Consider the following 23,323-nt stretch of genomic DNA (forward strand, 5'->3'; position numbering starts at 1 on the left):
CCTCCAATCTTGCAGTAGATTGGTCTACCTGTCAACAACTTTTTGGTCGGGGTTGAGCGATCGAGATCACAGTTACACGGTTGACTTTTGTGGGCTGTCAATCCAAAGTCTGGACATCTGCGATCTTTCCGGTAGAATCGAAACCAAATTTAATGTTAAACCAGGAGGACAAGCCCATTACTTCCGCTCTCAGCCTGCCCAACTCTCAGTCTTCACCCGAAGAAACCAGTTCAGTGCTTCAAATCTGGGGAAAAACCCCTCTGAGTGGACATGTCAACATCAGTGGCGCAAAAAATTCGGCGCTAGTGATCATCGTCGGAGCGCTACTCTGTTCACAAGATTGCCGGATTCGCAATGTTCCCCTATTAGCCGATGTCACCCGGATGGGCGAAATCTTAGCGGCGTTGGGGGTCAAGCTCACTCAAAACGCAGATGTTCTAGATATCGATGCGTCTCATATCAGCCATACAAAAGCGCCCTATGAATTGGTCAGCCAACTTCGGGCCAGCTTTTTCATCATCGGTCCCCTGTTAGCCAGAATGGGCGTAGCACGGGTGCCCTTGCCTGGAGGTTGCTCGATCGGGGCCCGCCCTGTCGATTTGCATGTCCGCGGTTTGCGAGCGATGGGTGCCCATGTGCAGATTGACCACGGCATCGTTCATGCTTATCTGACGGGTGCCAACAAGCGACTCCAGGGTGCCAAAATTTACCTCGACTACCCTAGCGTCGGCGCGACTGAAACGCTGATGATGGCAGCCACCCTAGCCGACGGTGAGACGACGATCGAGAACGCGGCTCAAGAACCCGAAGTTGCAGATTTAGCTAATTTCTGTCGAGCAATGGGGGCGAAGATTCGCGGCGCAGGCACGAACACGATCGTGATTTCTGGCGTTTCTAGTCTGCACTCGGTCGATTACAGCATCATTCCCGATCGCATTGAGGCAGGCACCTTTTTGCTGGCGGGAGCAATGACCCGATCGGAGATCACTCTATCGCCAATTATTCCTGACCATTTGACTGCGGTTCTCGCCAAGATGCGAGATATTGGAATTCGAGTCGTGATGGATAGCCCTAAGCAAATGAGAATCTTGCCGAGTCAGAGCTATCGATCGACAGACATCGAAACGCTTCCCTATCCCGGCTTTCCTACGGATATGCAAGCGCCGTTTATGTCATTGTTGACCCTGGCTCAAGGCGATAGTGTAATCAGCGAGACGGTGTTTGAAAACCGCCTGGGTCATGTGCCCGAACTGAATCGCATGGGTGCAGATATTCGCGTTAAGGGCAATCACGCGATCATTCGCGGGGTCGCGATGCTGTCGGGTGCGCCTGTGGTTGCAACTGACTTGAGGGCTTCGGCGGCACTGGTTGTGGCAGCTTTGGCAGCAGAAGGCAAAACGACGATTCAGGGATTGCATCACCTCGATCGTGGCTACGAACACCTGGAATTAAAGCTGAAAAAGCTCGGCGCTAAACTCCAGCGCGTCCAAGAACCCTCTGATCTGGAACCTGCGACACCGCCGATCGAGTCAGGCTCATTGAGTTCGCCAGCTTAGAATTGTGGACTCAATTGCAATCTCCATGAGATGTGATAGCCATTTCAAAAACAACTGCGGCGGATTGGGCAGATTGTAACGATCGCGAGAGGGCACGACAGGTCGTGCCCCTACCCCACCCACGCCGATTTGTTACATTCACACATCGAATTTGGTATGAACCCCAATTCTGAGAAGAACCGAGAACGGATCAACGTCTTTTCTACCTTCGTTGCTTCATGCTCAACGCTATACTGGCTTTGAGAGTCCCTTTCGACTACCTGCATGTCTTTCTCAAAGTCGCTCCTTATTGGCTTAAAGGCTGATCAGTTCCGTCACCCCTTGGATTTGGCAGCCACCAACTCGCTAAAACAGCTACCTGGATTAGATCTGCTGATCCGCAATCTGCTGGGCCCTGTGGCGGAACAGTTTTTTTATTTAGAAAACATCGCTTCGAGCATTCTCGTTGGCGAACAACAGCTTCCTCAAATTCATAATTTGTTGCTAGAAGCCTGTCGAGTGCTAGATCTTGAGCCGCCACAACTCTACGTGCGTCAAAATCCTGTGCCTAACGCTTACACCTTCGCGATGCGGGGCAAACAGCCGTTTATCGTGATGCACACCTCGCTGATTGAGTTACTCACCCCAGAAGAGATTCAGGCGGTGATCGCCCATGAGCTAGGGCACCTTAAATGCGATCACGGCGTTTATCTAACTCTTGCAAACATCATGGTTTTAGCTGCCGGACAGCTTCCTCTGGGCGGCGCGATCGCCCAAAGTTTACAGGCTCAGATTTTAGAGTGGGTTCGCTGTGCAGAATTTACATGCGATCGGGCTGCCTTACTCGCGACCCAAGATCCCAAAACCATTATGTCTGTGATGATGAAGCTCACAGGCGGGTCGCCCTCTCTAGCGAGTCAACTCAATCTAGATGCCTTCATTGCTCAGGCACGCGCCTATGATGAAGTGGGTAACACCGACGTGGGGCAACTGCTAAAACAGATGCAGACCGCTCAGTTAACGCATCCGGTTCCGGTTTTGAGGGCGAGGGAGATCGATCGCTGGGCAAGCAGTCAAAGTTATCAGTCGTTGTTAAAAAAGCAAGCCGTAGGCTATAATAGCGAAACGCAACCCAAGGGCGGATGGCGAAATTGGTAGACGCACCACACTCAAAATGTGGCACCGAAAGGTATGGGAGTTCGATTCTCCCTCCGCCCATTTTAATAACACGTATTGGTTTCAGCGTTTTTAGGGTTGTCTATAATGCTGTAAGAAGTGCGAGAGAATTAACTTTCATTGATGGAACTGGTAGAAGACTGGTAGACATGCTAGAAAGTACTTCCTTAAAGCCTTACCAGACCCTATTCATGCAGTTCTTCTAAGACTCTGATTTGCGAAATCGATAGCCCACGCCTCGGATGCTTTCGATCCAGCCTGCGCCTCCGATCGAGTCAATCTTTTTGCGAATGCGCTGCACACACATCTACCACATTGGTATTGGTGTTGAAATCGTAGCCCCAAATATGTTCCAAGATTTGCGTTCGCGTGAAGACGCGTCCGGGCGATCGCATCAGATATTCCAACAAATTAAATTCGCGAGTGGTCAGTTCGATCATGTGTTGATCACAGGTGACTTCTCGTGTGATGCGATCGAGCTTAATCGGCCCGACCGACACTAGATTTTGACGATCGCCCGTGCTGCGACGCATGACAGCATGGATGCGGGCAACCAGTTCTTCGACAAAAAACGGTTTGGCTAAATAATCATCGGCACCCAGGTTTAGACCTTCTAAGCGATCGTCGAGTTCATTGCGGGCGGTTAGCAAAATCACTGGCACATTTTGCCCTTTGCGGCGCAGACTTTTGAGAATAGATAGCCCATCTTTTCCCGGCACCATGATGTCTAGCACAATCACGTCATACTCGTTTTCGGTCGCACAGACATAACCACGATCGCCGTTGTCGCAATAATCTACGACAAACCCCTGTTCCTTTAAGCCAGCACGAACGAAGTTAGCAATTTTGGCTTCATCTTCGACAAATAAAATGTGCATACAGATTTTGTGCGGTCAAGCATTGTTTTTATTGTCGCTTGTCACTTGCCAGTGCAGTGCCTTTATATCAATTTGGGAAATACTTGCTACGGATGAACGATCGCTGAGGGCATAGCAGTGCCGTGCCCCTACGAGGATTTGTCGGACTCATTAGACCTCCTGCATGAATAAAATTCTCGACGTAAACCCCCCTTAGAACTCGCCCCCTAACCCCCAATTCTGGGGGAACTGGAGTTCAAAGTCCCCCAGAATTGGGGGATTTAGGGGGCGTTCTCGGATTCGTGCAGGAGGTTTATTGATGAAATTAGTATTAGATTACAAAACTGTAATTTAGAGAATGGGCAAACCGTCATTTTGGGGTGCGCTTAATAGAACCATAGACCGCTACTCAATCAAAGGAGACTGCTCATGATCACGACCCGACGACTGCTGACCTTAATGGCACTGCCTGTTCTAATTGGCTCATTTGGATCTGCGGCTTTGACTGCAACCGCTCAATCTTCAAACCGACTTGCTCAAAATTCATCGCAGCCTGGTGAGCAGGGCAAGAGACATCGAGGTCCAGATTTCGCCGCCGCCGCTCAAAAATTGGGCATTTCAGAAGCCAATTTGAAAGCAGCCTTGGGCGTTCCGGCAACGCCTCCAACTCCTGGCACACTGGGGCAACGCCCAACCCGACCCGACTTTAAAGCGGCAGCAGCCAAGCTTGGCATTTCTGAGCAGCAATTGGTGAGCGCGTTGGGCGTTCCCTCTCGTCCGCCTGGTGCAAATTTTGCCACCGCCGCTCAAAAGTTGGGCGTGTCAGAAGCTAATTTGAAGGCAGCGTTAGGAGTTCCAGCAACGCCCCCGGCTCCGGGACAGCGCTCGCCTCGACCCGACTTTAAAGCAGCAGCGGCAAAACTCGGCGTGACTGAGCAGCAACTTGTGAGCGCGTTGGGAATGCCGCCCCATCGATCGCGAGATGGCAATCGTCCTGATGGTGCGCGTCCTCCTCAGCAATAGGTTAAGTGGGCTAAGTTAAGTGGAGATGAGGGATGAACGAATTATTTCATCTCTCTCTTCCGCTCTCTCAAGCAATTAATTTCTGAAGGATTATGAATCGCATCTTTCGTCAATATCATCGCTGGCTCGCGATCGTCTTTGCGCTTCCCTTGCTCACGACCCTGATCACTGGCATCAGTTTTCCGATCGCTAAATCACTCAACCAGCCTCAACTAGCAGAGTTGCTAATTCAGATTCATACGTTAGAAATTGTTGGACTTGAGAATATTTTTCCCATTATCAACGGGATTGGATTACTCGGTTTATTGTCCACAGGAATTTATATGACCCGTCTTTTTCGGCAGCGTCACTATCCCTCTTAAAATCTCCATTTAGGAACCACCGTGCAACGCAAACTGTTTAGCAATGGCACCGGGTTGAATGAGAAAATTCGCCTTCAGGGAGAGATTTACCGCGTCATCGGCGTTATGGAATCGAAAGGTAGTCATGGGTCCATGGATCGCGATGATACGATTTATATCCCATCGACTACGATGTCGTCTCGAATTGTGGGTAACAATGCTCTTAAAGGCGTTTCGGTCAATTCCATTCTGGTCAAAAGAGAGAATCAAGACGCACTCGTTGCTGCTCAGTTTCAGGTTACTAATCTATTGCGGCTGCGGCACAATATTTCTAACCCCAACAATGATGATTTTCGGGTCACAAACCAGGCTGATTTGATCAGCACTTTCTCAAATGTGATTGGCGTTTTGACGATTTTCGGATTTGTGTTTCAACAATTTAATTTGCTTCCTCGTGCAACTGCCCTCGAAAATGTGATGTTGCCGATGGTCTATGCCAATGTTTCAAAATCGGTTCGTCGAGAACGAGTAACTCAGGCATTAGTGCGAGTGGGCTTAAGCGATCGCTTGCACAATCGCCCCAATCAATTATCTGGCGGACAGCAGCAGCGAGTAGCAAGGGATTACGATCGTGCTCGTCACTCACAAACCTGACATTGCGGCACAAACAAAACGTATTATTTGGACTTTCCTCGATTAGCCCGTACTTCCGTGCAGGGCGGAACAGCATTGAAGCAGAGGGATTTTTTATGCTTTTCAAACACCCTCTGTTGCCGCTTTAGCCAACTGCTTGATAGGATCGGCAGCATAGTTGGTGGAGAAAGTCATGACGATTCAGAATCGCGATCGCGCCTCAGCGTTTTCCTCAGCCCTGGGAGTGCAGACCGATGACTGACTTTTGGAGCCAACTTTTTAGTCTGAATTCGTTTGTGCCTCACGGACACTGCTACCTATGGCAAACCAACCTGGTGAGCCTGCACGTCCTCTCCGACGCACTCATCGCCCTGGCTTACTACTCGATTCCGATCACCCTGTTCTACCTGGTGCGGAAGCGGCAGGATCTGCCCTTCGAGTGGGTCTTTCTCTTGTTTGCTGCCTTCATTGTCGCCTGTGGCACCACCCACGTGCTAGAGATCTGGACGCTCTGGTATCCGACTTACTGGTTATCAGGACTGGTCAAAGCGTTCACAGCCCTAGTTTCAGTCGTCACTGCCACCCAGCTATTCCCCCTAATGCCAAAGGTTTTGGCTCTGCCCAGCCCAGCCCAACTTGAACACGCCAACCTGGACCTTCAGTCTCAGGTGACAAAGCGGCTCCGCATTGAGGAAGAACTGAAGCGCTATCAAACCCAGCTTGAGTCTTTGGTTGCAGAACGCACGCACGAACTAACGCAAGCAAACCAAACGCTGCAACAGGAAATCGCCGAACGCAAGCGGGTAGAAGCGGAACGGAAGCGGCTACTGGCACGAGAACAATCTGCCCGTGCTGAAGCCGAACAAGCTAATCGGATCAAGGATGAGTTTCTAGCGGTTTTGTCCCACGAACTCCGTACCCCTCTCAACCCGATTATCGGATGGTCGAAGCTGCTTCAGAGCGGCAAGCTCGATCGCGCAAAAAGTCGAGAAGCCCTAGAGACGATCGAGCGTAACGCCAAACTACAGGTACAACTGATTGATGACTTACTAGATGTGTCGCGAATTTTGAGCGGCAAGTTGAGTATCAGCGTCACCTCTGTTGACCTGAATGCAGTGATTGCAGCAGCAATGGAAACGCTTCGGTTAGCAGCCGAAGCCAAAGCGTTGCAGATTCAGACAACGATTCCTGCCAGTGCCAACATTGTGACGGGAGATGCCGTCCGCTTGCAGCAGGTAGTGTGGAATCTGCTATCAAACGCGATTAAGTTCACGCCCACCGGAGGGCAAATCGAGGTAAGTCTGACCCAGGCAGACACCCAGGTGCAAATTCAGATCAAAGATACAGGCAAAGGAATTCTGGCTGATTTTTTGCCCTATGTGTTTGACCACTTTCGACAGCAAGATGGAACAACCACCCGTAAATTTGGCGGCTTGGGGCTGGGGTTGGCGATCTCCCGTCAAATTGTGGAATTGCACGGCGGCAGAATTGGGGTCGAAAGCCCAGGTGAGAACCAGGGGGCTACCTTCACGGTTGAACTGCCCGTCTTGCACACCCCAAATGCTGTCGAAGCAGTTGCCGACATAGCTTTGACTGCATCAGACGATCGTCCCCTGGCAAATCTGCGGGTGTTAGTAGTGGATGACGAACCTGATTCACGCGAGTTTGTGGCGTTTGTGGTAGAACAAGCAGGAGCCGAAGTGATTGCGGTTGACTCTGCGATCGCGGCGCTGCAAACGCTTCAATCCATCCATCTCGACATTCTCTTAAGTGACATCGGCATGCCAGAAATGGATGGTTATGCGCTCATGCGGCAGGTGCGTCAGTTACCTATTAATGGGCAAATTCCGGCAATTGCGCTCACGGCTTATGCGGGAGAAGTGGATCAGCAACAGGCGATCGCAGCGGGTTTCCAGACCCATTTGTCTAAGCCAGTTGAGCCAGCCGACATTGTTGCGACTGTTATCCGGGTATATGGGCGAAAGTAGAGCAGATTCGACCCCAGCGAGTGTTTATTGATGCCATGACGCAGTTTTGCTATTTGTCGAGTGATGTCTTTCAATCGCTGACCGCTTATCCAGGCGAAGCCGATGAACAAAGAGCAGCCTTGGTCGGGTTTCAAAAGCATCTAGCTAAACCACTCGATCCGACTGTTGGAATTGCAGCCGTCTCGGAGTTAGGCCAGTTGTACAAGAACGGTCACTCAAGCTGATTTCCTTTGGCAATCTACTAGACCATTCGACCAAAAAGCGATCGTTGAGGAGATAACATTGCTGGTAGACAAACTTACGCATTTTGACCAAAACCTCGGAGGTTTAAGCCACTCTGTCGGTCACGATGCTTGATTCTTGGTTAAAACCTCCGAGGTTTGCGTAAGTCCTAACAAAGAATCATCGTAGTGAGTGCTGAAACTGTTGAAGGGCTGACAGTGCCGTTAGCAGAGTAGTTTGACGAGTTTCTAAAGGCAGGTCAGGAGCATTGATAAGAAACTGAATCTGGGTTTGCAACGCTTCTAAAAAATCGTGAATGTTGGGTGTTTCGCCATCATTGAGTAGACACAATGGGGCAGGTAAATGGGTGTCGTCGTCGATCGCTGCCAATACTTTGTTGGGGTCTAGCCCTAATCGCTGAAGGGTGCGCTGTAAAGTTTCAATCACGTCGTGCATTTCGATCGGATCAAAAACGCGCAGAAGGCTGGTTTGCGTGATGATCCCCAAATTTTTCCCCCAGTTCCAAGACACCACAAGCCGCCGCACTTGTCGCTGTTCCATTTCTTGGTGTGCTGTCCAGAGAGAATCTTCGCGATTGAGGACAAAGAGCGGTGTACTCATCACCGTCTGCGCTTGAGTTGTATTCATATCTAAGCCCAACGCCTGAAAGTGAACGATATCGCGTTCGGTCACAATGCCAACCGGATGCTGGACTGAATCTTCGCTAGATGCTTCGACGATGACCACACAGCTAATGCAATGAGTTGCCATGAGTTCTGTCAATTGCAGAACGGATGTGGTGGGTGATGCAGCAATGACTTGATGAGACATCACCTCAGCCACTCGCCGGATTTTTAGCAAGTTGGTGGGGCGCAAAATGTGGCGAATGCTATCGAGGGAGATCACCCCAACGAGTTGATGTGGCTCGTTCACGATCGCCAGATGTCGAATGCGATGACGACGAAACAGGAACAATGCTGCAAAAACGTTATGGAGCGATTCTTCAGTCATGCTCAACACGGGATGGTGCATCACATCAGAAATCTGAGTGGACTGGAGCGAAACGCCCAAAGCAGTTAATTGCACTAAATCGCGCTCGGTGAAGATTCCAAGTAATTTCTGATCTTGCATTACCAGTACGCAACTCGATCGTGCCCCACAGAGCGGATCTCGCGAGTTTGATTGTTGAGCAAGTTCGGCGGTTTTGTGCATCAGGGTAGCAACTTCACTCACCCGCGTATTCGGCATCACAATCAGGGGGCTACGATCGATTGCCTCATCGAGCGGAGGTGCCCCTAACGATCGGTCAAAAGACGTAACCATAATAAGAAATTAAGACAAACCACTTTTCAAAATTATGAGACTTGGCTGTGTAATTTCTGCACCATTGGTCACGAAATTTTCAGGCCCACAAAATTTGTTGCTGTAAATTTTTCGTTGACTGTAGGGGTAGCGCCCCCGTGCCTACCCCTGGCGGAGGGCTTTGCCAGATTCCTCGATTTGCGGTTCTAAGCCTGAAATTCTGGGGGTGCGTCCATATAAGCGATCCAAGACTCGTTTGACTGAAATGCGCTGCCACTGCTGACCGCGCTTGGTGGTGTAACCATTCTGATTCAGCCAGTCTGCAACCTGCTGGAGAGATTTGCCAGATTTGTGATGTCGGCGAATCAGTTCGATCACCTGCTGTTCATTGGGGTTTTCAATCAGTTCTCCATCGATCGATCGCTGTCCAAACGCAGGAGAACCATAGCCGATATATCCACCCTGAGCTGCTTTTGCTCTGCGTCCTTGCTCTAGCCGTTCCCAGATCTCGCGGTCTTGAAAGTTCTCGGCAGCCATCGTCGGTAATCGGGTTTACTGAAATTGACTCTTAGAGCAATCTATGAAAATCGCTCATTTAACTGAGATAACAGTTTTTGCAGTCTATAACATCTTCCCTAAAACAGAATGTTCTAAACGACGGATTTTTTAAGTAACTGTTGGGCGCGATCGATCTCCTCTACAGTTCCTTCAACCATTAGTAGAACATTGCCGTTCGCGACCAGCCGACTATATTTTTTAGCTTGCTCGGCGGTCATCCCTAAGCCAATTAATGCACCGATTAAGCCACCCGCAGCCGTGCAGATTCCGCCACTCAACAGCGTGAACGCGATCGCAGAAGACAGCACGACTTGACCGACACCGGGAAGGGCAAGCAGTCCGGCTCCGAGTAACAGCCCAGACGCACCGCCGACGAGATTTCCTAAAACGAGTCCTTTCTTTAACCCCGTCGCTGTTCCCGTAATTGTTCCAACGTTAGAGGCAGGAAGTTTTAACAAGGCAGTATCTTGAGAGGTATTGTAGTTTTGACCGACTAAGAAGGCTTGCGCGATCGGGAAACCAGAGAGAACTAGTCGATCGAGCGCTTGTCCGGCTGCTTCAATCTTAGAGAATGTTCCGATCACTCGTCGCTGCTGCAACACTTCCTTAAGCATTTCTTTTTCCTATGGAATAAAAATTTCTGTATCTTTAACTACAGTTTATCTTCTTCTTTAGAAAAAACGAGCAGCAGTCAACATATTGTCAGCGTGTTGTGACAAGAAAAACGATCGCCGAATTTTGATCTAGCGATCGCACTGAGGGGATGAAATAGCTGTAGGGGTAGCGCCCCCCTGCCTACCCCGGACGGAGGGCAACCACAGGGAGATTGCCCCTACCTATCCCTAAATTGTTCACCGTCGGGGCGCGTACATGATTACCAAAACGCCGAGCAGCGCGATCCATCCGCCGAGCCAATCGTATTTGTCAGGTCGAACTTTATCGATCAGCCAACCCCACAGAATCGATAGGACAATGAAAACACCACCGTAAGCAGCGTAGGCCCGTCCAAAGCTAACAGGTTGCAGCGTGGGAAGCACACCATAAATTGCGAGAATGATCACGCCAAAAACGGCAAGCCAAACGCTTTTCCCTTCACGTAGCCACAGCCAAAATAAATAGCCGCCGCCAATTTCACACAGCCCAGCCAACACGAACAGCAGTAAAGATTGAACCATTATTTTTTGCGAGAATCGCTCACCGTTGCAGGCTCTTCGATCGTTAAAGCCGCTTCGTTTTCTTCACTGGTGCGAATGCGAATGGCTCGGCTCACCGGAATCACAAACAGTTTACCATCGCCGATCGTACCTGTTTTGGCGGTTGAAACAATGGTATCGACCACAGCATCCGTGATGTCATCGTTTACCACAATTTCAATTCTAACTTTGGGAACAAAATCGATCGTGAACGGTTTGCCTTCCATGTCGAGCAGTCCGAGAAAGGCCAGCGGTCGCCCTTTTTGCCGCCCAAAGCCCTTTGCCCCTGTGACTGTCATTCCCTGAATACCCAGCTTGACTAAGGCTTCTTTGACAGCATCTAACTTAGCAGGCTGAATGATAGCAAGAATTAAGTTCATAAATTGCGATCCTAGTGATTGACTTTAGCGCTGTTAAGTAAGTAGCTGGAACTAAAGATCCTCATCCCCAACCCTTCTCCTAGGGAGAAGGGAGCAAGATTCAAAGTCCCTCTCCCCAAGGAAAGGGATTTAGGGTGAGGGCAGTTTGCAGCATCTTACATTTGATTGAGTCTGTTTACTTAGCGAGATTTTGAGGAGCCGACGTTATCGCGCAGCGGGTGACTCAGATCTGATGGTAGGAACAGCGGTTTGCCTTTGAGTAAGCTATCACCAATTAAGTAAGCAAAGCCTGCAACAAAAAACGCGATCGCAATTCCGATCGCCGTAATTGAGTTGATTTGGGCATTTCCCGTTCCGGTTAAACCATAGTAGAAAATGCCGCAGACCATCGCCAGATTCATCACTAAACCCAGCGATGGAATCACGATCGTTTGGAGAGGATTGTTTTCACCATCAAGCAGATGTTCTAACGTTGCGATCAGCGTCACACCGCAGGTAATTCCGTAAAGCATGAACGTGCCAATGTTTGAGACTAGAGTGACGATCGTCACGTTATCCACACTCTGCACAGCATACGCACCGATCAATGCGGATAATCCCGTCAGAAAATAGATTCCTAGAGAAGGCGTGTTGTAGCGACCATGTAGAAATCCAAAAACGGCGGGCAGCTCTCGATCGGCTCCCATTGCATAACTGATTCGGACTCCAGTTGAAAGCGATGACAAACCTGTCCCAATCAATGCCATCACAACCGTACTCGCCATGATGATCTGCAAGAGAAATCCGTTGCCAAACAGTAAAGCATCGCCCAGAATTTTCGCCATATCTCCGATCGGCGCACCCGATGATAATGCGGCTGCAAACCCAGTCACCGTTTTACCGTCAACCGTTGCAGTATATTGATCGCCAATAAAAAAATTAGCGGCAAAATACTCGAAAAAGTAACAGATGCAAGCCTGGATAAACAACGATAAAATCACACTTCTAGGAATATCTCGCTGCGGATTTATAGCTTCTCCTGCCATCGCGGTGGCAGATTCAAACCCAACGAGTAGAAGAATTGCGATCGTGGCTTGATAAACCAACCCAGTTAAATCATGTGGAACGACAACGCTAATCGCATTCGCATGTTCATAATTGACGTTAGGATGACCCAGGCGATAAATAATCATTAACAATCCTAAAAACGTCAGCGAGGCAATTTGCACCACGTTAATGATGATGTTAATCAATGTAGAACCTGTCACACCGATTAAAGCAATCCCGCCAATAATTCCAGCAAAGACAAAACAAATCAAAGTTTTACTAAACCAATCTGAGGCAAAATCAGGGTTAAACAGTTGCCCAATGTAAACGATCAACGTTCCCATAAAGCTCACCATGATGCCGGGATAAACCCAGTAATAGAGGTGGGCAGCCCATCCTGTCACAAACTTTGCCAGCCGCGCTAGGCGAAAATGTTTGTGGTTTTCTTTCGCTAAAATTGCCGCCTCAGCGTAGTAATAAGAACTGCCTGCACCCGCATTTGGGTAAGCCTTGGAAAGCGTCGCATAACAGCTTGCTGTTAACAGTGCAATGCAAGTTGCAAGCGCGATCGCTGCCCACATATTTTTGGCAGAGTTGGGCAGCGCTTGAAGCTGGTAGGTCGTCCACAAGAAAGCGCCTGGTGCAATCAGCGCCATTGCGTTAATTGTAATTCCTACCAATCCTAAGGTAGGCTTTAGTTCACCGCTTGAGTTTGTCATAGTCTGCTGTTACATCCGTCTAACTCGCTAGACTATCTTTAAGAGCGAATCCTCTATAAATCGGTATTAAAAGGTACAAAAATTGCTCAATGTTCTGCTCAATGACTTTACAACATCAGTAAATCCAGGGATAAAAGCATTAAATTCTAACTCAGGATTAGACTTTTGTTAGTTTTCAAACTATTAAGTTAACGTCAGTTCGACGAATTTTTTCGCTTCGTCAACAGCGGCTTCTACCCCCTAAATTCCCCATTTTGGGGGACTTAGAGGGCGCGATAGACTGGTAACGAAGTCGTCGAATTCACGTTAATTTATGCAAAAATTTTGATATTTCTTGAGCTTAGTATTTTTCGATACAAAAATCTTAGATTCCTGTTTCTACTATGTACTAAATACAAAGACCTTTAGCACTGTCCAAATGCTGTTGTTTGGGGATTTGAACCGAGCATCTTGTTACATCTGTCGGTTCTATGTTCGGGCTTCTCAAACGCATGGGAGACATGATAGGAGATATGGCAACGCTGCACCTGTTATGAATCGAAGTATCAAGTCGCTTCTGGAAAGCGCTCTCTATTGATTTGAAAGAGTGACGCAAAGTAAGGTCTTTCCCACTAGTTCACCAGGAGGTCAGCGCAATGGAACAAGAGTTTAATGGCTCACTTGGGTTACAGGAAAAAAAACAATTATTCGAGGAAAAGAAGCACGAAAAGCCCAAAAAACACAAAAAGCATAAAGTCCATCTCGAATTTCAACCGAATCACAGTGAAAGTGAACCTCTTGAACAAAAGAAGCTTGACAAAAGCGAGTATGAGAAAGAACTTGCACGACTACAAACAGAACTTGTGAAGATGCAGTACTGGATCAGACACACAGGCTATCGCTTAGTAATTTTGTTTGAAGGACGCGACGCGGCCGGAAAGGGTGGTACCATCAAGCGGATTGCCGAACCGCTCAACCCTCGCGGTTGTAGAGTTGTGGCTCTAGGAACGCCCTCCGATCGCGAAAAAACTCAGTGGTATTTTCAGCGCTACGTCGAACACTTGCCTGGAGCAGGCGAGATTGTGTTGTTCGATCGAAGCTGGTATAACCGAGCAGGTGTTGAACACGTCATGGGCTTTTGCACCGAAGCTCAATACTCCGAGTTTATGCACTCTTGTCCAGAGTTTGAGCGAATGCTCGTACGATCGGGCGTGATGCTGTTGAAGTATTGGTTTTCGGTCAGCGATGAAGAACAAGAGCGGCGATTTCAGTCGCGCACGATCGATCCCGCTCGCCGTTGGAAACTCAGCCCAATGGATTTAGAATCGCGCGATCGTTGGGTGGAATATTCCAAGGCAAAAGACAATATGTTTGCCCACACCAACATTCCAGAAGCGTCCTGGTTCACTGTCGAAGCCAACGACAAAAAACGTGCCCGCCTCAACTGTTTGAGCCACATTCTCAGCAAGGTGCCCTACACTGATATGACCCCAGAAGCGATGGAGTTGCCACCTCGCCGCACTGCACCTGATGACTATGTTCGTCCGCCTCGGAATGAACAGTTTTTTGTGCCGCACACCTACTAAACTATCCCCAGGACAATCACTATGAGTCATGAATTACGCGTTAAAGCGATTGCTCAAGTTACCGATCGTGTTCCTCTGCCTTCCAAAGTCCCGACTCGTCTAGAAGCGATTTGGGCAACCGATGTGTTTACATTGAGCAAAATGCAGGCGTGTCTTCCCAAAGACGTGTTTAAATCGGTGCAAAACACGCTCAAAACGGGCGGGAAACTCGATGTTGCGATGGCGGGTAGTGTTGCCGCCGCTATGAAAGACTGGGCAATTTCTAAAGGCGCATTGTACTATGCTCACGTTTTCTATCCGCTCACCAATGCCACTGCCGAAAAGCACGACAGCTTTATCTCAGTCCAAAGCGATGGATCGGTGATTTCAGAATTTACCGGAAAAGTTTTGGTGCAGGGTGAACCCGATGGTTCCTCCTTTCCGAATGGTGGTCTGCGTATGACGAGTGCAGCTCGTGGATATACTGCGTGGGATGTAACCAGTCCGGCTTACGTGATGGAAACCGACAACGGCGTAACGTTGTGCATTCCCACCGTTTTTGTCTCCTGGACAGGCGAAGCACTAGACAAGAAAACGCCACTGTTGCGCTCCAATTCCGCTATGAGCAAGGCAGCAACTCGCGTTCTGAAGCTGCTGGGCTATACCGACATCGCAACCGTTAATTCAAGCTGTGGAGCCGAGCAGGAATACTTTCTGGTCGATTCTCACTTTGCCCACAATCGCCCTGATTTACTCTTGACGGGTCGCACGTTGTTTGGCAAATCGCCTGCCAAAGGTCAACAATTTGATGATCACTATTTTGGCGCGATTCCTGAGCGGGTGCAGGTCTTCATGCAAGACGTGGAAGAGAGACTGTATCGGCTAGGAATTCCGGCCAAAACGCGACACAATGAAGTGGCTCCAGGACAGTTTGAGATCGCGCCATTTTTTGAAGCAGCGAATGTTGCCAGCGATCACCAACAACTGCTGATGACCATTCTGAAAATCACAGCCAAGAAACACGGGTTTGTGTGCTTGCTGCACGAAAAACCCTTTGCAGGCGTGAACGGTTCCGGGAAACACGTCAACTGGTCGGTGGGCAATCCGACGCAAGGTAACTTGCTCGATCCGGGTGATACGCCGCACAAAAATCTCCAGTTTTTGCTGTTCTGCGGTGCGGTGATTCGGGGCGTTCATACCTATGGTTCATTATTGCGGGCAGTGGTTGCAACTGCGAGTAATGATCACCGATTAGGCGCAAATGAAGCACCGCCTGCCATCATCTCGGTCTATTTAGGATCGCAACTCGAAGAAGTGTTTGACCAAATTGCCAAGGGAGATGTCAAAGATTCGTCCCACGGCGGCATGATGGATCTTGGTGTAGCAACACTGCCTATTTTTGTTAAAGATCCGGGCGATCGTAACCGCACTTCTCCTTTCGCGTTCACCGGAAACCGCTTTGAGTTTCGCGCCGTTGGCTCCAATCAGTCAGTTGCAGGTCCACTCGTCGCGATGAACACGATTCTGACCGATTCGCTGACCTGGGTTGGCGACAAACTAGAAGCTGAACTAGCAACCGGAACAGAACTGAGTGCTGCGGTGTTTGCAGTCCTCAAAGAAGTGATGGAAAAGCACAGTGCGGTCGTGTTTGGGGGCGATGGCTACTCTGAAGAGTGGCACAAAATTGCGGAAGAGCGCGGTTTACCCAACTTCCGCACGACGGCTGATGCGCTGCCTGTACTCAAAGAAAAGTCGATCGAAGACTTGTTTGAGCGAGTGGGAGTCCTTACGCCTGTTGAGCTTGAAAGCCGCTTCGACGTTTACGCAGAGCAATATGTTCAAACGATCGAGGTCGAAGCAAAGCTGGTGATCAGCATGGCGAAAACCATCATTTACCCGGCTGCGGTTCGGTATCTGGCTGATCTTGCAGATACGATCGCCAAGCTGACCGGAATTGGCATTAGCCTAGAAAAAGACACGGCTGAAAAAGTCGCAACGCTGGTTCAATCAATGATGGAAAGCGTCAGCAAGTTGAGTGCAGCCTTGGGCAAGCATGACTTTTCGACCACAGAAGAACATTTGCAGTATGGTGCCCAAATCATCCGCCCTCTAATGGACAAGGTGCGTGAGTCTGCCGATGCCCTAGAAGGTGAAGTGGCTGACGACTTGTGGCCCTTGCCCACCTATCAGGAAATGCTGTTTGTTAAGTAGGGGCGTATACCCTTCTCTTTAGATCAATAGTATGGACGTGGGAAATCATAGACTTCTCACGTCCTCTTTTTTTTGCGAACACGATCGCGTTTCCCTCATCCCGATCGTCCTGTTTGTCATACCAATTTGATTTATGAATGCGGTAGATTCGCATGGCGAGGAGGGTCTTCTATTTATTACTTCACCTTCATGCGGTTCTCTAACCGCGCAAATCGTACAGTTAAGTTGAGCATCTTCCCATTAAGGCCGACAATAAGAGAAGCGATGTTTTGAATCTGTGATCTGAACCTCACGTCTTTCCGCTCACACTTTTTTCTCGGTCTGCTGGGTGGCGTAATATCTTAGTGCTTGTCTTGTCGCTGGTGATGACGATCGCAGACTTTCTGCCTAACGGAGTAAGATGAGCGGCTTACGACTAATCTAAACGAAGCGAAAGGACTCTGTTTACCGCTCCATCGCGTTGTTAGACCGTGCATCACACGACGCTTCAACTACGATCGCTTGTCGAACTGACGATCAATTAAACATGACATACGTGGATTTGCACTACACCTTCTCCTAAGCCAGGGTGAATTCGTTGCCAACATAGATCTCGCGACCACGAACTCACCTAGCTTGGAAGCACGGGGTAGTCTTATACAAAAGAGAAATAAAGCCTCAATCTTCCATTCAACCTATACAGGCTAATGCTGACCGCTCGATGGAAAATGAAGGACTCTGAGGCTTTCTTCTGTATGAAACTACCCTGCTATATCAGGCAAGAAGAACACAATCTTATTTTGTCTATACCTCACGCACATGCTTGGCAAAAACGAACCACGTAGTCTTTCCACCTGGCGCGACAGGAATTTTTACCTCTCGGTGTCCTGTAGTATCTACATTACCAAACGCATCCAACACGTACCTAGAACCTTTCCCCTGCTTAATAACATTGTCCGTCCCCTGCTTGTCCACAGGTTCTGTACTCTGTTTCAAATAGCTCTCCTCAGCAAATTCGATGGTGATTGTCTTTGCCACTACTGTATCCTCTCAAAAATATAGATAAATCAAGTTGTCCCACCTGCGAAAGTAAGAGCTTTATTCTTTATTCCCTTACTTTCTGCACTTCTTTTTAAAGAGAAAGTTTCCGCAGATCAGCCGAAATCAGGCAAATAGGCAGATGGTCTTCAGATATTATTCTGAATCCAAGTGGATCAGCGGAAACTTTCTAACACTAGGCGGAATTTTTACAATACGCTGACTAAGGATGTGAAAACGATGATTTATACCCATGTGTTGAATCGGGGAGAACGCTGTGTTCGCAGTCCTTTAGATGCCCGAAGAACGATTAGCTTTGCAAAAGCCGAAGGCAACGCTTCACAGTTCCCCAAAGGAGTAACCGCTCCTCCTCAAAAATTTAACATCCCAAAAAACAAAAAACTCCTGTAGAATACATCGCAGTGATGAAGTTGTGCCCCGAAGCCTGATCTCGCAAATCAGACTCCGAGGACTTCCATCCCTAGTTATCGTTAGTAACTCAGGAGGCGTTCATGATTGTACACCGTCAGCTTTGCTATGGGATCTTGAAAGGCTGGAATCAAGATCCTGCATATCTTTTTCATCCCTATAGAATGTCTGATCAATCAGGGTTCTTGTCCTCTTTGAATTAACCAAGAGGACAAAATAATATGGGAGTTAGGACTGTGATTCCTAGCTCGATTTCGTTCACCGTTGAGTTGCGTTGCTCAACCGAAAAACGGTATCGAGTCAGTGTGACTTTGGATTTGCAAGAGCGTTACATCTTCCTTTCGTCTGGCATTCTCGTGAATGTGAGGGACAGCATTGAAGAGTTTGTTTCACAACTGAGTGAGATTGCGTCTAATCAACTGGCATTGTTCAAATGGGATGGCACGAGTGATTTGATGACTGAATATCAAACCGTTCGAGTGTTGCCGGGATATCAAGTTGAACGTTCTTTAGTGAAGTTCAACATCGCGATCGGGAATGGTTCTCTAATTCAAGTGGAGGAATTGCACAACAAAACCACCATTCAACTCTAGGAAGTTGAGCGTTAGGAAGCCGTCAATTAAGTAGACAGACTTAAATTGCCCTCACCCTAAATCCCTCTCCCCAAGGAGAGGGACTTTGAATCTTGCTCCCTTCTCCCTGGCAGGGCTAGTTCATTGAACAAAAAGAGACTCGATCGCACTCAAGGTTTCTGGCGACAACTTCCGACCCGATGCCTTAACGTTATCTTCCACCTGAGAGGCTTTGGTTGCTCCAATAATCACACTACTCAACGCTTCATTTCGCAAACACCAAGCCAGCGCTAACTGACTCATTGTTAAGCCTTCTTGCTCTGCCAAAGGCACTAATTTTTGAACTCTCACGAGCAAATCTTGATCCAACTGTCCTTTATTCATGAACGTGTTTTGGTTCGGATCGCTGGCACGAGATCCTTCAGGAAGCGCTTCGCCAGGTTTATATTTGCCCGTGAGAATGCCTTGAGCCAGGGGCGAAAAGTTGATAATGCCAATGCCTTCACGATGACAAAGAGGCATAATTTCCGATTCAATGTCTCGTTTGAGCATGTTGTATTGAGGTTGATTGGACGCGATCGCAGCCAGCCCCGCCAATCGTGTCAGATCTGCCGCGTGAGCAAGTTGTCCCGCGCTCCACTCGGACACGCCGTAATAGAGAATTTTGCCCTGCTGCACGAGATGATCAAACGCCATCAACGTCTCAGATAATGGCACACTCGGATCGTAGCGATGCGCCTGATATAAATCGATGTATTCCACATTCAGGCGCTTTAGACTGGCATTGCACTGTTCGATAATGTGCTTGCGCGAAAGTCCGCGATCGTTGGCTCCCTCCCCCATCGGAAAGTAAACCTTCGTCGCTAAAACATACGACTCACGCGGATATTGTCCTAACACACTGCCAACAACTTTTTCGGCGGCTCCTCGCGCATAAACGTTAGCAGTGTCGAAGAAATTAACGCCTAAATCATGGGCTTTCTCAATGCATTCACGAGCGATCGCTGCATCTTTTGCCGCGCCATAAGTGAGCCACGACCCTAAACAAACTTCCGAAACGCGAATGCCCTGTTTTCCCAGGTGCCGATATTCCATTTGATTTCTCCCAGTGATGCCAGTTTGGATTTGGGCATTGCTGAATGAGATGAAATGGCTGTAGGGGTAGCGCCCCCGTGCCTACCCCTGACGGAGGGCAACCACGGGAGGATTGCCCCTACAAATCATCCTGCTATTCAGCAATGCCTAGACTTGCATCCTATGTAATTGACTGAGAGAATAACCCTCACCGAGGGCTGAGTTTCAGACTTTTTTCCGAAACGTCTCATCTTTGTCAGCATGGAAGCCATTAGACTGAATCCAAGAAGGCTACACAACATTGGCAACGCTGGATTCTAAACAAAAAGATTACTATGACTGACCTCGCAACCGCCTCGCTGACTCAACCAACCTTGACCTATGACGTTGAACAAGCCGTCTTACAACGCTATGGAGATGGTGCGCGGCGACCTCAAGCAGAACTCTGCTGCCCCACGGATGATTACGATAGCCGCTATTTAGACGCTTTGCCGCCAGAGATTATTGAAAAAGACTATGGCTGTGGCGACCCAACTCGCTATGTTGGCTTGGGTGAAACCGTCGTCGATCTGGGATCGGGTGCCGGAAAAAACTGCTATATTCTCGCTCAAAAAGTGGGCGAAGCAGGGCGAATTATTGGCGTTGACTTCAATGATGAGATGCTCAATCTGTCGCGCAAGTATCTAGACGAAATGGGCGATAAATTTGGCTACCGCAACGTCGAGTTTGTCAAAGCTAAGATCCAAGATCTGGCTTTAAATCTCGATCGAGTTCAGGCTTGGTTAAATCAGCACCCGATCGCGGCGATCGCGCAACTCGCCAATTTTGAAACCGAGTGCGATCGCTTACGCCAAGAACAGCCCCTAATCGCGTCTGATAGCGTCGATGTCGTCATTTCTAACTGCGTATTAAATCTGGTGCGTCCTCAAGACAAAGCGCAACTCTTTGAGGAAATCTTTCGCGTCTTGAAACGAGGCGGACGGGCGGTGATCTCCGATATTGTTTGCGACGAAGACCCAACCCCCACAATTCTCAACGACCCCGAACTCTGGAGCGGCTGCATTGCAGGTGCCTTTAGAGAAGATGAATTTCTCGAAATGTTTGAGCGGGCTGGATTTCACGGCATTGAGATTTTGAGCCGACAGTCAGAACCTTGGCAGGTAATTGATGGGGTTGAGTTTCGATCGCTCACCGTCCGCGCTTTCAAAGGCAAACAGGGTGACTGCTGGGAGCGCAACCAAGCTGTGATCTATAAAGGCCCGTGGCGGGCTGTGCAAGACGACGACGGGCACACGCTCTATCGCGGAGAACGGATGGCTGTATGTGACAAAACCTTCCACCTCTACACCGATCCGAGTAGCCCTTATCACAGTGACTTAATTCCGGTGTTGCCTCACAGCGAGATTCCTTTAGAGTCTGCACAAGCATTCAACTGTTCACGAGATGCCGCCCGTGATCCTCGTGAGACAAAGGGTTTAGACTATCGAGCCACGATTAAAAGCGATGCTGATTCTGCTTGCAGCACTGATAGCTGTTGTTAGACAATATTCCACAATTGCTATCTGGCGTTGCTCTCAACTGTCAATCCTATTTCCTGTCCATAGGATAGTTCAAGCGTGTGACCATCCGGATCTCGTAGGAAAGCCCAATATCCGATCGGATAGCCAGACTCTTTGGGTGACTGAAGCAGAACACCTTCCTGTTCTGCTCTTTCACACAAAGCATCCATCGCTTCGCGATTTGGACACCCCACTCCAAGATGTGCAAGCGGAGATAAAACGGGATGCACCGAGTCAGACTGAATCAGCACAATCACGAAAGGACGAGTCTGGTCAGAAAGCCATACCACTGCAACCCCTGTTTCTGCATCAATGCGACGATGAACAACTTTCATTGCAGCATAGGTCGCGTAGAATTGAACACTTTGCTCAATATCTGAGACAGGCAGCGCGATGTGCGTCAATCCAATATCCATCTTCATTTCCATCGTCAAGACTCCTATTACCCTACTTGTTCACTTTCACAAACTGGATATGGTGTTTTTGAGCGATCGCGTTCACAGCTTCTAGTGTAAGCGATTGTTCTTGCGCGGCTTGAGCCAGTTCATTAATATACGTTTCTGCTGCTGCATTGGAAACCCATACCAGAAATTTTGCCTGCGGCGATCGTACCTGAAAGGTATGAGCAACTCCCGCAGGCAGGTTCACAAAATAGCCCGGCGTTGCCTCTATAGTCTCTGTCTCAACCTGAAAGGCCACTTCCCCTTCCAGGAAGTAGAATGATTCATCCCAGGGATGGCTATGGAGTGGCGGCACTCCACTACTGGCTGTTGCCAGAAACTCATAGATTCTTCCCTCCTGACGGTTGTTGTTAAATTTGCACGTAATCGTGTTTCCTAAAAAGGAAAAAGTCTTGCCCTGATTGGGTTTGATAATCGTTGCAGGAATACTCATTGGATTCTCCTTTTTCCTACTTAAGTTGGACGGTTTTTCTACCTGGATTGGACGGTTTTTCTTCAGATTTGAGCAATGTCAGCATTATTGTTAACCTCGTGAACAATAATGCTCACTTTATGGTTCCAGTTAAATAAACCAACATTGATGAACTGCGCTACGAACGTACTTCAACATAAACTAGCGGCAAGTTTGGGCTACTACCCACACCCGTGCAGGAGTATCTAGGAATTGCTCGAATACTGTTCCATTGAGCAGAGCTGTTGCCATGAGTTCCTAGTTGCAGCGTTAAATTACCACTGCACCCCTGGGCCCCGTCCAAGCTACGCTCTTCAAAGTAGCCATTTAGCTGCCGCGATCGTCCTCCTTCACATCCCGAACCTGAAGGGCTTTTGACCCAAAGTGTGCCTTGATAGTTGACTCCACTATATCGAGTGGTATAGCGAACAATTTTTCCAGCACAAGCTGCTTCTGCCGCGCTCGGAAAAATCGTATCGCCACTCATACTGCGGTAGACGTGATTGGATTGGGCAAGTATGGCCGTTTCACTCAAGACCAGCATGGCTGCGGTTAGCAAAAAATTCCACTTCATTGTATTTCTCCATAGTTCCAGTAGGCGAATTGATCTAGCCAGGGCAAACCTTTAGCTTTCAGCCGGAAACCATTTGCAAACTAATTTGCCATCAACTGTGAACCACTGTGCGATTAATCCCCGTGATTTAGGTGATTGAGTTGCAAACTCTGAACGATCAGCTTTTAAGGCAGTGTTGTCGATCGTTAAGCTGTTCATGATTTGGCTCCCTGGGTTTCAAGATTGAGTTGTTGTAGTGAACTTGGTTTATTTCACGGCTCATCTCTTGAAGTTATGCAGATGTAATACCCATTTGATTTGTTAACGCGACAGATCCACAGGAGGGCACGGCAGTGCCATGCCCATACAAAAGCGTAAGGGCATGGCATGCCGTGCCCCGTCAGATTGAACGATCAGTCACATTAAAGCTTGCCGAGAAAATTACTGCGGCGTTGAAGAGTTATAAACGCTAGATGGGTCGTGCGATCGTGTGTCGGAG

24 protein-coding genes, 1 tRNA gene and 3 pseudogenes are annotated in these 23,323 nt (G+C 48.6%); 14 read left to right on the top strand and 14 right to left on the bottom strand.

The annotated features are described in order from the left end of the window. Positions 1 to 152 precede the first annotated feature (152 nt). From murA to BRW63_RS06675, 3 genes are all read left to right on the top strand, one after another. Positions 153 to 1,556 (top strand): UDP-N-acetylglucosamine 1-carboxyvinyltransferase, encoded by a 1,404-nt coding sequence (gene murA, locus BRW63_RS06665; RefSeq protein ID WP_073070131.1) that lies wholly within the window; start codon positions 153 to 155, stop codon positions 1,554 to 1,556. A gap of 264 nt (positions 1,557 to 1,820) precedes the next feature. Continuing rightward, positions 1,821 to 2,693: a M48 family metallopeptidase gene (locus BRW63_RS06670; RefSeq protein WP_073070132.1), complete on the top strand. Its 873-nt coding sequence runs from the start codon at positions 1,821 to 1,823 to the stop codon at positions 2,691 to 2,693. Next, a tRNA-Leu gene (locus BRW63_RS06675) sits at positions 2,672 to 2,753 on the top strand. The genes BRW63_RS06670 and BRW63_RS06675 overlap by 22 nt, the downstream gene beginning before the upstream one ends. A gap of 233 nt (positions 2,754 to 2,986) precedes the next feature. Here BRW63_RS06675 and BRW63_RS06680 read toward each other — a convergent pair. After that, complete coding sequence (locus BRW63_RS06680; protein ID WP_244913176.1) at positions 2,987 to 3,589, bottom strand: response regulator transcription factor; 603 nt, start codon at positions 3,587 to 3,589, stop codon at positions 2,987 to 2,989. Positions 3,590 to 3,997: 408 nt separating this feature from the next. Between BRW63_RS06680 and BRW63_RS06685 the strand changes: the two genes are divergently transcribed. The 6 genes and pseudogenes from BRW63_RS06685 to BRW63_RS06710 all read left to right on the top strand — a co-directional run bounded on the left by BRW63_RS06685 (position 3,998) and on the right by BRW63_RS06710 (position 7,777). Continuing rightward, on the top strand, positions 3,998 to 4,591 hold the full coding sequence (locus tag BRW63_RS06685) for a hypothetical protein (RefSeq protein WP_073070133.1): 594 nt from the start codon (positions 3,998 to 4,000) through the stop codon (positions 4,589 to 4,591). Positions 4,592 to 4,683: 92 nt separating this feature from the next. Then, positions 4,684 to 4,953 (top strand): peptidase, encoded by a 270-nt coding sequence (locus BRW63_RS06690; protein ID WP_073070134.1) that lies wholly within the window; start codon positions 4,684 to 4,686, stop codon positions 4,951 to 4,953. A gap of 21 nt (positions 4,954 to 4,974) precedes the next feature. Then, positions 4,975 to 5,226 (top strand): annotated as a pseudogene (locus BRW63_RS06695) (ABC transporter permease); the annotation flags it as partial. Between the two features lie 126 nt (positions 5,227 to 5,352). After that, a pseudogene (locus tag BRW63_RS06700) lies at positions 5,353 to 5,632 on the top strand (ATP-binding cassette domain-containing protein); the annotation flags it as partial. Between the two features lie 187 nt (positions 5,633 to 5,819). After that, entirely contained in the window at positions 5,820 to 7,553 is a 1,734-nt protein-coding gene (locus BRW63_RS06705; protein WP_073070135.1) for an ATP-binding protein, read from the top strand. A gap of 35 nt (positions 7,554 to 7,588) precedes the next feature. Beyond that, complete coding sequence (locus tag BRW63_RS06710; protein ID WP_073070136.1) at positions 7,589 to 7,777, top strand: response regulator; 189 nt, start codon at positions 7,589 to 7,591, stop codon at positions 7,775 to 7,777. A gap of 178 nt (positions 7,778 to 7,955) precedes the next feature. Here BRW63_RS06710 and BRW63_RS06715 read toward each other — a convergent pair whose 3' ends face one another. From BRW63_RS06715 to BRW63_RS06740, 7 genes and pseudogenes are all read right to left on the bottom strand, one after another. After that, entirely contained in the window at positions 7,956 to 8,906 is a 951-nt protein-coding gene (locus tag BRW63_RS06715) for a CBS domain-containing protein (protein ID WP_397428386.1), read from the bottom strand. Positions 8,907 to 8,915: 9 nt separating this feature from the next. Next, positions 8,916 to 9,098: pseudogene (locus BRW63_RS29895) on the bottom strand (hypothetical protein); the annotation flags it as partial. 141 nt (positions 9,099 to 9,239) lie between these two features. Beyond that, positions 9,240 to 9,614 carry a recombinase family protein gene (locus BRW63_RS06720; RefSeq protein ID WP_073070138.1) on the bottom strand — a complete coding sequence of 125 codons (375 nt, stop codon included), beginning with the start codon at positions 9,612 to 9,614 and terminating at the stop codon, positions 9,240 to 9,242. Positions 9,615 to 9,727: 113 nt separating this feature from the next. After that, the gene (locus BRW63_RS06725; RefSeq protein WP_073070139.1) at positions 9,728 to 10,249 is read right to left on the bottom strand and encodes a hypothetical protein; all 522 of its coding nucleotides are present in this window, start codon (positions 10,247 to 10,249) and stop codon (positions 9,728 to 9,730) included. 237 nt (positions 10,250 to 10,486) lie between these two features. After that, entirely contained in the window at positions 10,487 to 10,810 is a 324-nt protein-coding gene (locus BRW63_RS06730) for a YnfA family protein (RefSeq protein WP_073070140.1), read from the bottom strand. Next, positions 10,810 to 11,208, bottom strand: a complete 399-nt coding sequence (locus BRW63_RS06735) for a P-II family nitrogen regulator (protein ID WP_073070141.1) — start codon at positions 11,206 to 11,208, stop codon at positions 10,810 to 10,812. Before BRW63_RS06735 ends, BRW63_RS06730 begins: the two co-directional genes overlap by 1 nt. A gap of 179 nt (positions 11,209 to 11,387) precedes the next feature. After that, positions 11,388 to 12,953: an APC family permease gene (locus BRW63_RS06740; RefSeq protein ID WP_073070142.1), complete on the bottom strand. Its 1,566-nt coding sequence runs from the start codon at positions 12,951 to 12,953 to the stop codon at positions 11,388 to 11,390. Between the two features lie 635 nt (positions 12,954 to 13,588). Here BRW63_RS06740 and ppk2 point away from each other — a divergent pair. After that, positions 13,589 to 14,518 (top strand): polyphosphate kinase 2, encoded by a 930-nt coding sequence (ppk2, locus tag BRW63_RS06745; RefSeq protein WP_073070143.1) that lies wholly within the window; start codon positions 13,589 to 13,591, stop codon positions 14,516 to 14,518. Positions 14,519 to 14,539: 21 nt separating this feature from the next. Then, entirely contained in the window at positions 14,540 to 16,708 is a 2,169-nt protein-coding gene (locus BRW63_RS06750; protein ID WP_073070144.1) for a glutamine synthetase III family protein, read from the top strand. Between the two features lie 783 nt (positions 16,709 to 17,491). Here BRW63_RS06750 and BRW63_RS06755 read toward each other — a convergent pair. Continuing rightward, on the bottom strand, positions 17,492 to 17,725 hold the full coding sequence (locus BRW63_RS06755; RefSeq protein ID WP_073070145.1) for a hypothetical protein: 234 nt from the start codon (positions 17,723 to 17,725) through the stop codon (positions 17,492 to 17,494). 240 nt (positions 17,726 to 17,965) lie between these two features. On the opposite strand from BRW63_RS06755, the gene BRW63_RS28790 reads away from it, so the two are divergent. Together BRW63_RS28790 and BRW63_RS06760 are read left to right on the top strand one after the other, a co-directional pair. Continuing rightward, a complete protein-coding gene (locus BRW63_RS28790; RefSeq protein ID WP_223257311.1) occupies positions 17,966 to 18,136 on the top strand; it encodes a hypothetical protein in 171 nt (56 codons plus the stop codon). A gap of 239 nt (positions 18,137 to 18,375) precedes the next feature. Then, positions 18,376 to 18,747, top strand: coding sequence for a hypothetical protein (locus tag BRW63_RS06760; RefSeq protein ID WP_073070146.1), 372 nt, complete (start codon positions 18,376 to 18,378; stop codon positions 18,745 to 18,747). A 120-nt stretch (positions 18,748 to 18,867) separates the two neighbouring features. Here BRW63_RS06760 and BRW63_RS06765 read toward each other — a convergent pair whose 3' ends face one another. Then, positions 18,868 to 19,821, bottom strand: a complete 954-nt coding sequence (locus BRW63_RS06765; RefSeq protein WP_073070147.1) for an aldo/keto reductase family protein — start codon at positions 19,819 to 19,821, stop codon at positions 18,868 to 18,870. A gap of 314 nt (positions 19,822 to 20,135) precedes the next feature. Here BRW63_RS06765 and BRW63_RS06770 point away from each other — a divergent pair, with 314 nt between their 5' ends. Next, complete coding sequence (locus tag BRW63_RS06770) at positions 20,136 to 21,341, top strand: methyltransferase domain-containing protein (RefSeq protein WP_073070148.1); 1,206 nt, start codon at positions 20,136 to 20,138, stop codon at positions 21,339 to 21,341. Between the two features lie 17 nt (positions 21,342 to 21,358). Here the strand turns inward: BRW63_RS06770 and BRW63_RS06775 are convergent, their stop codons facing one another. From BRW63_RS06775 to BRW63_RS28155, 4 genes are all read right to left on the bottom strand, one after another. Beyond that, the gene (locus tag BRW63_RS06775; RefSeq protein ID WP_244913177.1) at positions 21,359 to 21,787 is read right to left on the bottom strand and encodes a VOC family protein; all 429 of its coding nucleotides are present in this window, start codon (positions 21,785 to 21,787) and stop codon (positions 21,359 to 21,361) included. A gap of 19 nt (positions 21,788 to 21,806) precedes the next feature. Beyond that, the gene (locus BRW63_RS06780) at positions 21,807 to 22,253 is read right to left on the bottom strand and encodes a cupin domain-containing protein (RefSeq protein ID WP_073070149.1); all 447 of its coding nucleotides are present in this window, start codon (positions 22,251 to 22,253) and stop codon (positions 21,807 to 21,809) included. 157 nt (positions 22,254 to 22,410) lie between these two features. Beyond that, positions 22,411 to 22,845: a hypothetical protein gene (locus tag BRW63_RS06785; RefSeq protein ID WP_073070150.1), complete on the bottom strand. Its 435-nt coding sequence runs from the start codon at positions 22,843 to 22,845 to the stop codon at positions 22,411 to 22,413. Positions 22,846 to 22,896: 51 nt separating this feature from the next. After that, positions 22,897 to 23,043 carry a hypothetical protein gene (locus BRW63_RS28155; protein WP_181314355.1) on the bottom strand — a complete coding sequence of 49 codons (147 nt, stop codon included), beginning with the start codon at positions 23,041 to 23,043 and terminating at the stop codon, positions 22,897 to 22,899. Between the last annotated feature and the right edge of the window lie 280 nt (positions 23,044 to 23,323).

Source organism: Phormidesmis priestleyi ULC007 (genome assembly GCF_001895925.1).
In the GTDB taxonomy this organism is placed as follows: Bacteria; Cyanobacteriota; Cyanobacteriia; order Leptolyngbyales; family Leptolyngbyaceae; genus Phormidesmis_A; species Phormidesmis_A priestleyi_A.